At 56.3% G+C, this 8,519-nt stretch carries 8 protein-coding genes and 3 pseudogenes; 6 read left to right on the top strand and 5 right to left on the bottom strand.

Annotated features, from left to right (window positions below; genetic code table 11):
* Positions 1–89 (top strand): annotated as a pseudogene (locus tag DW49_RS1000000132465) (IS5/IS1182 family transposase); the annotation flags it as partial.
* Between the two features lie 65 nt (positions 90–154).
* A pseudogene (locus DW49_RS1000000133785) lies at positions 155–259 on the top strand (uracil-DNA glycosylase); the annotation flags it as partial.
* A gap of 8 nt (positions 260–267) precedes the next feature.
* On the opposite strand, the gene DW49_RS0123060 reads toward DW49_RS1000000133785, so the two are convergent.
* A complete protein-coding gene (locus tag DW49_RS0123060) occupies positions 268–1,437 on the bottom strand; it encodes a TDT family transporter (protein ID WP_024420729.1) in 1,170 nt (389 codons plus the stop codon).
* A gap of 117 nt (positions 1,438–1,554) precedes the next feature.
* On the opposite strand from DW49_RS0123060, the gene DW49_RS0123055 reads away from it, so the two are divergent.
* The 3 genes from DW49_RS0123055 to DW49_RS0123045 all read left to right on the top strand — a co-directional run bounded on the left by DW49_RS0123055 (position 1,555) and on the right by DW49_RS0123045 (position 4,306).
* The gene (locus DW49_RS0123055) at positions 1,555–2,451 is read left to right on the top strand and encodes a LysR family transcriptional regulator (RefSeq protein ID WP_005618846.1); all 897 of its coding nucleotides are present in this window, start codon (positions 1,555–1,557) and stop codon (positions 2,449–2,451) included.
* A gap of 158 nt (positions 2,452–2,609) precedes the next feature.
* On the top strand, positions 2,610–3,602 hold the full coding sequence (locus DW49_RS0123050) for a beta-propeller fold lactonase family protein (protein ID WP_005618845.1): 993 nt from the start codon (positions 2,610–2,612) through the stop codon (positions 3,600–3,602).
* Between the two features lie 323 nt (positions 3,603–3,925).
* Positions 3,926–4,306, top strand: a complete 381-nt coding sequence (locus tag DW49_RS0123045; protein WP_005618844.1) for a COG4315 family predicted lipoprotein — start codon at positions 3,926–3,928, stop codon at positions 4,304–4,306.
* A 142-nt stretch (positions 4,307–4,448) separates the two neighbouring features.
* Here DW49_RS0123045 and DW49_RS1000000133780 read toward each other — a convergent pair whose 3' ends face one another.
* The 4 genes from DW49_RS1000000133780 to nirB form a co-directional block, all read right to left on the bottom strand.
* Positions 4,449–4,601 carry an integrase arm-type DNA-binding domain-containing protein gene (locus DW49_RS1000000133780; protein ID WP_229687550.1) on the bottom strand — a complete coding sequence of 51 codons (153 nt, stop codon included), beginning with the start codon at positions 4,599–4,601 and terminating at the stop codon, positions 4,449–4,451.
* Positions 4,598–4,744, bottom strand: coding sequence for an Arm DNA-binding domain-containing protein (locus DW49_RS1000000134090; RefSeq protein WP_160297506.1), 147 nt, complete (start codon positions 4,742–4,744; stop codon positions 4,598–4,600). The genes DW49_RS1000000133780 and DW49_RS1000000134090 overlap by 4 nt, the downstream gene beginning before the upstream one ends.
* Positions 4,745–4,958: 214 nt before the next feature.
* Complete coding sequence (nirD, locus tag DW49_RS0123040) at positions 4,959–5,345, bottom strand: nitrite reductase small subunit NirD (RefSeq protein ID WP_005618843.1); 387 nt, start codon at positions 5,343–5,345, stop codon at positions 4,959–4,961.
* The gene (gene nirB, locus DW49_RS0123035; RefSeq protein ID WP_005618842.1) at positions 5,345–7,906 is read right to left on the bottom strand and encodes a nitrite reductase large subunit NirB; all 2,562 of its coding nucleotides are present in this window, start codon (positions 7,904–7,906) and stop codon (positions 5,345–5,347) included. Before nirB ends, nirD begins: the two co-directional genes overlap by 1 nt.
* A 403-nt stretch (positions 7,907–8,309) precedes the next feature.
* On the opposite strand from nirB, the pseudogene DW49_RS1000000133410 reads away from it, so the two are divergent.
* Positions 8,310–8,519, top strand: a pseudogene (locus tag DW49_RS1000000133410) (hypothetical protein); the annotation flags it as partial.

Here is an 8,519-nt window from a genome sequence, read left to right as displayed (position 1 = left end):
GGGCGGTGGCTTCTCGATTCGACAAACTCAAGAGAAACTATGAAAGCGTCATAGCAATGGCCTGCGCTTTTCTGTGGTTGCCAATGTGAAACGGGAACAGCCCCTAAGCTGAAGATTTCAATGACAACCAATGTGGCTCAGGGCTGGGGATCTCTTGCTGGAAATGCCACACCCCAGCCCCCTTCCTGTTTGCACTCACCCGAGTGTTAGGCAGTGCATCCTGTCCACATTGCGTCACGCCAAACAGTCGATCGAGTAGCCAAAGGCTCAGGTTTTGCTCGCCTTGTTCAGCGAGGCGATACACGGCGAGACGAACAAGTTGCCGCGATAGGCACCCGCCAGGGTTTTGGCCGCGACGATCATCCACATGAAAGAGAGCATCAACACCAGCGTCACGCCAAAGAAGCTAAAGAACGTGAGGTGCAGCATAGAGCCCAATTTGAGGGTTGTTACGGCGTACACTCCCAGCGGAAAGGTGAAGCCCCACCAGCCGAGGTTGAAGGGAATTCCCTCCCTGAAGTAGCGCGCGGTAATTAGCAGCGCCAATACCATCCACCACAATCCCAGCCCCCAGAACAGCACACCACCGATCAAGCCAATGCCCTCGGCTACGACGCCGATGCTTGCCATTCCATGAGCAGCAAAGATCGCTGGAGCATCGTTGCCCAGCACCAACATCCCCAAAGCTCCGGTACCGATCGGCCCTAAAGACAGCCAGCTCGATGCTGCCATGCTTTCATGAGGTAGTTTGTGCAGCGCCATGCGCAGTAACAGGATCACCAGGATGCTCAAGGCGACGGGCACCGAGTAGGCCCACAGCACGCAGCTGGTGATGAGCATGGTGAACTGTGCGCTCGCGTCAGCGAGGTGCGGAGCCAATAGACCGCCACTGGAGGCAGCCACCTCAGCCGCAACTACTGGCAGCAACCATACCGCTGTCATCTGATCGATGCTGTGCTGCTGGCGGGTAAACATCATGTACGGGATCAGCACCCCGCAGGCCAATGCCATGGCGACATCGATCCACCACAACACTTCCGCTAAAGCGACTACCCCATCCCCCCAGCGTGGCAAACCATAAAGGAGAAAACCGTTGATGATGGTCGCCAATCCCATGGGGATGGTTCCAAAAAACATCGATACAGTGGAGTGGCCGAAGATCTGTTTGGCCTCATCGAAGAACAACACCCAACGGCTCGCGTACATCAGCGTGAACAGGCAAAACAGCACGATATTAAAAAACCACAAAGCTTCCCCTAACGCTTTGGGCCACTGCGCAGCAAAAGGCAGTTGGCCCAGAGCCAGAGCCAGAATCCCGGTGCCCATCGTGGCGGCGAACCAGTTGGGTGTGAACTGCCGGATCGCTTCTCGTGGATTGGACAAGGCCGCCAGGGGATGGCTGCCGCCCATTATAGCTGCGAGTCGTGTATCACTCATTTTCGCGCTCCCGCTTCAGTTTGCCGTCAATATGACATAGCTGAAGTATAGGTTGGTGGGCATAGTGGTAAAAACGGATAGTATAGGTTTATATTACCTATTAAGAAGGTAGATCCCTTGAAGCTTAGCCTGCGTCAGCTACAAATTTTCTGCGCCGTCGCGCAACACGGTAGCACCACCAGCGCAGCCATTTCGGTGTCACTGTCCCAATCTGCAACCAGCGCCGCACTCAACGAGTTGGAAAACGCCTTGGATACCAGGCTGTTCGACCGTGTCGGCAAGCGTTTAGTGCTGAACGATAACGGCCATGCCTTACTGCCTCAAGCCAGAAGGATGCTTGAGAATGCACAACAGATAGAGGCCAGTTTCTTACCAGGCCATCCCGGGCTGAAAACACGCTTGCGGGTAGGATGCAGTACCACGATAGGCAATTATGTTCTGCCATTGATTCTCGGTGAGCTGCGTCGATCAGCATCACATTTGAGGGTCGATGTCGACATGGCCAATAGCATGGCGGTCGCAAGACGAGTCGCCGATTTCGAGATTGATATGGGCCTGATCGAGGGGCCTTGCCACCTCCCCGAACTCAGTGCCGAGCCTTGGCTTGTTGATGAGCTGCTTATTGTCGCAGGCCAACGGCACCCCTTGGCACTAAAGCAGCAGGTCACACTTGACGACCTTCGTACTGCTGAATGGCTACTGCGCGAGCCAGGTTCTGGTACCCGCGAAGAAGTCGAACAACTGCTGCTGCGTCATCTGCACGATCTCGCCGAAACGCGCCAGATCGGCAGTTCAGAGGCCATCAAGCATACGCTCGCACAAGGCATCGGCATCAGTTGCCTGTCCCGCTGGGTCGTTCGGGATCTACTGGCCTCTGAAGTCCTGGTTGAACTGCCGCACTCCCTGCCTGCACTGACACGACGGTTTTTTCTGATCCGCCACCGGGACAAATACATCTCGCCTGGGCTTGAGCGATTCTGGGAACATTGCAGTCAATTCGTGAGCCAGAGGTAGCCAGACCTATTTATAAAACAGGTAAGAGCTACCAAAACAAGTTGTTTCCGGAATTTATCAAAGACGCATAAGGTCAACTCATTGCCCTGCAGCGATGAACGAGTTGTCTTTGCCAAGGCGCCACTGGATGCCTTGCTTACCCTTATGAGGAAACTCTGATGAATGTGATAAAGAAAACCGTCACAGCCCTGACGTTGGGTGTTGCGTTGGCCACAACGATGAGCGCGTGGGCTGCGGAAGATCGCTGGACGTTTGACGGCGATATTCACAACAACTCGCTGGCCGTCAGCCCTGATGAAACGACGGCGGTGGTCTCTTACAGTCAGCGTCCAGATGTAGTGGTTTATGATTTGAAAACCGGTAAGGTTCGCCAGGTTCTCACCGGCTACGTCACGCCGCGAAATATTGTGTTTTCGCCAACTGGCGATGTGTTCTACCTCTCCGACAGCAGTTTGGGGGTCGTGCGCAAGATTGACACCAAGACTTTGAAAGTGATCGCAGATATTCCGTTGGGCGCAGGTGCTTTTGGTACCACACTTAGCAAGGACGGAAGCCTGCTCTACGTCAACAATGAAGCGGCCAGCACGCTGTCGGTCATTGACCTTGATCACCAGCGGCCAGTAGCTGTGGTACCTGGCTTCTCCCAACCGCGCCAAGGCATCCGAGTAAGCCCTGACGGCAAAACCGTCTATGTCACCAACTTTCTTGGGGACAAAATTACCCTGGTCGACAGCAAGACCAATATGATCGAAGGTGAGATCACTGGCTTCAACAAGTTGCGCGCCATCTCCATATCGGCGGACGGCAATACGCTGTACGCGGCTAACAGCGGCAGTAACAGCATCGCAGTTGTCGACACTCAAAAACGCGCCATTACAACCACCGTCATGGTGGGCAAAGACCCCTACGGCGCAGCACTTACTCCAGACGGGCTGCACGTCTACTCGGGTAACCTCGGTGACAACAGCCTTTCAGTGATCGACACCAAAACGCTGAAAGTGACCACCACTGTGACCGGTTTGAAGGCACCCCGCCAGGCCATTGTCTTCACCAAAGACAAGTCGAAGGCGTATGTCCTCAATGAGGACTTGAGTATCTCCACAGTCGATCTCGCCAGCAACAAGGTGGTGTCGACGCTCAAGGCCGACTGATTGAACAGCGCAGGCCTTCATGGGGGCCTGCTGATACTCCACGACCAAGTGAATAATAATGAGTGAAAGTGATGAGTTCTGGATGATGAATCGCCGTCGCTCATTGAGCTGAGCTAGTGATGCTTGACCGTGAGCGTCGCTTTGCTCAATTGAGGAAGGCACAGGGTGGGGGGGAGCCCAGCATTCCAGCAAAAAATGATATCGGGACGTTTTTTCTACGGAATCGAATTAACCTGTTTGTGGCTCGTCTACTGTCTGATCGCATGCTGTTTCAAATAGCAGGTGGGTCTTCTAAAAATTAAAAATGACCAAAGGAAATACCTATGTTCAAAAAGATGATTCTCACCGTCGCTGTTGCCGCCTGCTGCATGTCGGGTTTGGCGTTCGCCGATGCGCCAGTCAAGCTTGCTGAAACGGACAAGGGAAAAGTACTCGTAGACGCGAAAGGAATGACTCTTTATACCTCCGGTAAGGACACCTCGGGCAAGTCGGTCTGCAATGGGCCATGCGCTGCAAACTGGCCACCTTTACCGGTATCCGCAGACGCGAAAGCGGGTCATGATTACTCTGTCGTCACTCGAGACGATGGCACAAAACAATGGGCATACAAAGGCATGCCACTTTACAGCTGGGTCAAAGATACCAAGCCAGGGGATACAACAGGTGACGGCGTCAATCAGGTCTGGCACGTTGCCAAGCCGTAACGTCACATAATTAATAGGCTGGCTTGAGCCACTGGCTTTGTCAGTGGCGCAAGCCAGAAGAGTACGCGCCTGATATTTTCGCCAACATACAGCTGCCGCGCCTCATAAAGCCTTGATGGATCATATCAACGAAAAATGGGGTCTAGGCACTGATCGCCTTGCTCGCTTGCCTAACCCGGTCGAGCTGCCGTTGCTGGGCTGGATTTACGCCCTCCCTGACCAGCTTGCGTGCCGCTTCACTTCGTTCTCGTGCTTCTGACACCCTCACGGCAGGGGAATAGCCTAGTCCGATCATGCAGACTTGCCATTCAGCGCAAAACTATACCGCCATGCTTTCAAGCCTGTAGGTTTGACCTCAGGGTACAGGCCACGTTGGTCATTGAGCCGATAGAGCTTTTCCCTCGGCTTGGTGCTGCGGCAGTGGGCATCGGTTAGCAATATCAGGTCTCCGTGGGCTGAGAACCCCTATACTCACCACTTTAGCGCTTAGCAAATTCATGTACTCAGAAGTCTACTTACTTTTTGGATAAAAAAAACAGAGACAAAATGGGACATTCTGAAGCAGGGCGCGCAAAGGCTCGGTTTTACTAGGCTTTTATCAGTTTCTCAGTGTTTCAAAAAACACCCTGAAACTTAATATACCGATCAAACCCTAGACCGCAATTTCCACCCGTTCGCCATTCAGGCGCACCGCCCAGACGTCCAGGCGCTGTTCGGCGTACTCGATGCAACTGCCGTCGTGCAGGCGAAAGTGCTGCTTGTACAGCGGCGAGGCGATAACCAGCTCACCCGCAATCTGGCCAATCAACCCACGTCCGATCACATTCGCACCGGATTTCGGGTCGCGGTTGTCGATGGCAAACAATTGCTCGCCTTGCGCTGTGTCAGGCAGATAAAACAGCGCTATCTGTTTCCCGTCCAGCCAGGCCACCACGCCGGAGTTGGCGACCAGATCCCTGCGCTCACACAGGGCATACCAGTGTAAGTGCAGCGCGGAAGAAGTGTTTTCTTCAGTCAACGTTGTTTCAGGCGAATTCATTACACCACCTCCTTGAACAACGGAATAAGCGCCAATTCTTCGGGTTTTGCCGGGCGGCGCTGAGCGCGTTCCTTGACGAAGTGCACGTCGGGGTCGTTGCGCCCGTCGTTGACGAAGGTGCGGAAGCGCTTGAGTTTTTCCGGGTCCTTGAGCGCGTTGGCCCATTCGCATTCGTAGCGGTCCACCACCAATTGCATCTGTGATTCGAGTTCGGCAGCCAGGCCCAGGCTGTCATCGAGAATCACTGCCTTGAGGTAGTCCAGGCCGCCTTCCAGTGTTTCGCGCCATACCGAGGTGCGTTGCAGCTTGTCGGCGGTGCGGATGTAGAGCATCAGGAAGCGGTCGATGTAACGGATCAGGGTTTCGTCATCCAGATCGGTGGCGAACAGCTCGGCGTGCCGCGGGCGCATGCCGCCGTTACCGCACAGGTACAGGTTCCAGCCGTTCTCGGTGGCGATCACGCCAACGTCTTTGCTCTGTGCTTCGGCGCATTCGCGGGTGCAGCCGGACACTGCAAACTTGAGTTTATGGGGTGAACGCAGGCCCTTGTAGCGGTCTTCGATGCGTAACGCCATGGCGACGCTGTCCTGCACGCCGTAGCGGCACCAGGTGCTGCCGACGCAGGACTTCACCGTACGGGTCGATTTACCGTAGGCATGCCCGGTCTCGAAACCGGCAGCGATCAACTCGCTCCAGATGTCCGGCAGCTCGTGCAATTGCGCGCCAAACAGATCGATACGCTGGCCGCCGGTGATCTTGGTGTACAGGTCGTATTTCTTCGCCACCGCGCCAATCGCGATCAAACCGTCGGGGGTGATTTCGCCACCTGGAATGCGCGGCACGACCGAGTAAGTGCCGTTTTTCTGCATGTTGGCCATGAACGTGTCGTTGGTGTCCTGCAAGGGCACCAGCGAAGGCTCGGTGATCGGACGGTTCCAGCATGAGGCGAGAATCGAGCCGACCGCAGGCTTGCAGATGTCGCAGCCATGCGCGCCCTTGCCGTGCCGATCCAGCAGTTCATCGAAGCTTTCGATGCCTTCGACGCGCACGATCGAGTACAACTCCTGGCGGGTGTAGGCGAAGTGTTCGCAGAGGCTCTTGTCCACCGCCACGCCACGGGCAATCAGTTCATGTTCGAACACCTGCTTGAGCAGCGCCGTGCAACCGCCGCAACCGGTGGCGGCCTTGGTGCAGGCCTTGATCCCGGCCAGGTCGGTGCAGCCATTGTCGATGGCTGAACAGATCGAGCCTTTGCTGACGTTATGGCAGGAACAGATGGTCGCTGTGGCGGGCAGGGCATCGGCGCCCAGCGTCGGCGCACCTTCGCCTCGCGGCAGGATCAGGCTGGACGGGTCGGCGGGCAGGGTGATGCCGTTCTGCGCGTACTGCAGCAGTGTGTCGTAATAACTGTTGTCGCCGACCAGCACAGCACCGAGCACCTGCTTGCCGTCGGCCGACACCACCAGGCGCCGATAACTGCCGGTGGCCTCGTCGATAAAACGATAGCTCACGGCCCCGGCCAGCGCACCGTGCGCATCACCGATGGAACCGACGTCTACGCCCAGCAGCTTGAGCTTGGTGGACATGTCAGCGCCGAAGAACGCGTCGGTGTCTTTTCCGCACAACTGCGCCGCCACGCCACGGGCCATCTGATAGCCGGGGGCAACCAGCCCGAACACGCTGCCGTTCCAGGCTGCGCATTCGCCAATGGCATAGATATCGGCGTCGCTGGTGCGACAGTGCTCATCGATGGCAATACCGCCACGCGGGCCGAGTTCCAGCGCGCACTGCCGGGCCAGCGCATCCTGCGGGCGAATACCGGCGGAAAACACGATCAGGTCGGTTTCCAGAAATTCGTCGTTGGCAAAATTCATCCGATAACGATATTGCTTGCCGTCGCTGATCGATTGCGTGGCGCGGGACAGATGCACACCGACCCCCAACGCTTCGATGCGGGCCTTCAGCGCAGCACCACCGTGTTCATCCAGCTGCACCGGCATCAAGCGCGGGGCAAATTCGACGACATGGGCTTCAAGGCCGAGTGACTTCAGCGCGTTGGCCGCTTCCAGCCCCAGCAAGCCACCGCCAACCACCACGCCGCGCTTTGCTTTCGAGGCGGCGTAACGAATGGTGTCCAGGTCTTCGAGGGTGCGGTAGACCAGTCGTGAATTGCCCTGCGCGCCGTCGATAGGCGGCACGAACGGATAGGAGCCGGTGGCCAGAATCAGTTTGTCGTAACAGAAACAGCCTTCGGCGGTAATGATCTCGTGACGGTCACGGTCGATCTCCAGCACCGGCACGCCCAGGTGCAGGGTAAGGCCGGCCTGCTCGTACAAGGCCATTTCACTCATGGCAAGCGATTCGGCGTCGCGCCCTGTGAAGTATTCGGACAGATGCACGCGATCATAGGCACGCTGCGACTCTTCGCCGAAAACGTGAATACGATAGTGCTCAAGCGCGCCGCTTTCGATCAACTGCTCGACGCAATGATGACCGACCATGCCATTACCGACGACGATCAGGGTTTTTACATCAGTGCGGGGGAAGACTGTGGTGTTCATAGCGAGTCCCGGCCAAGGCCAATCAGGTTTTTTGAAGCAAAAAAAAAGCGCCCGGAACCTTTCGGTCCCAGGCGCCTTTGCCTGTTCTCTTATTGGAGTGTCTGAGTGCCATCGAGCGACGTTGCCGGATGCACCTGAGTAGCCCACTGGCCTCTGCGAGACTGGCGATCAACATCGATCAACCGGAGCAAGCCCGACCACATTCATGGTGGGGTTATGTCCACTAATGCAGAGGTTGTGCCAGTTTTCGGTTGGGGCCGACCGGCTGGGGTGTAGGGGTCTTTGCGGGGCAATAGGCCTGGACAGTGCGCTTCGGTTATTGCCTTGGATTGGTGCGTGCGGGCTCGATCACGCTGTATAGCTGTGCGCTGACCCAAGCGTTATCCCGGACACTTCTCGTTCCTTGCGCTCCAGTGAAAATGCCTTTCGTGATGTTTTGCGTTACATCGATGCTGCATCACGACGTCATGCCTTGACCGTTATCACAGCGCATAAACAAAGGCGCTTTTTTAACCGCGATATCACTGACGACGCAGAGTGCGACGTAAGTGACAGGGCGAAGGAACCCGACGAAGTCGGGCCGGAAACGGAGCCAGGGGTTTTGCCTACTTTG

It is taken from the genome of Pseudomonas avellanae BPIC 631 (genome assembly GCF_000444135.1).
Classification (GTDB): Bacteria; Pseudomonadota; Gammaproteobacteria; order Pseudomonadales; family Pseudomonadaceae; genus Aquipseudomonas; species Aquipseudomonas avellanae.
Note: the sequence above shows the minus strand (reverse complement) of the source record. Positions and strands in the feature narration are given on the sequence as shown.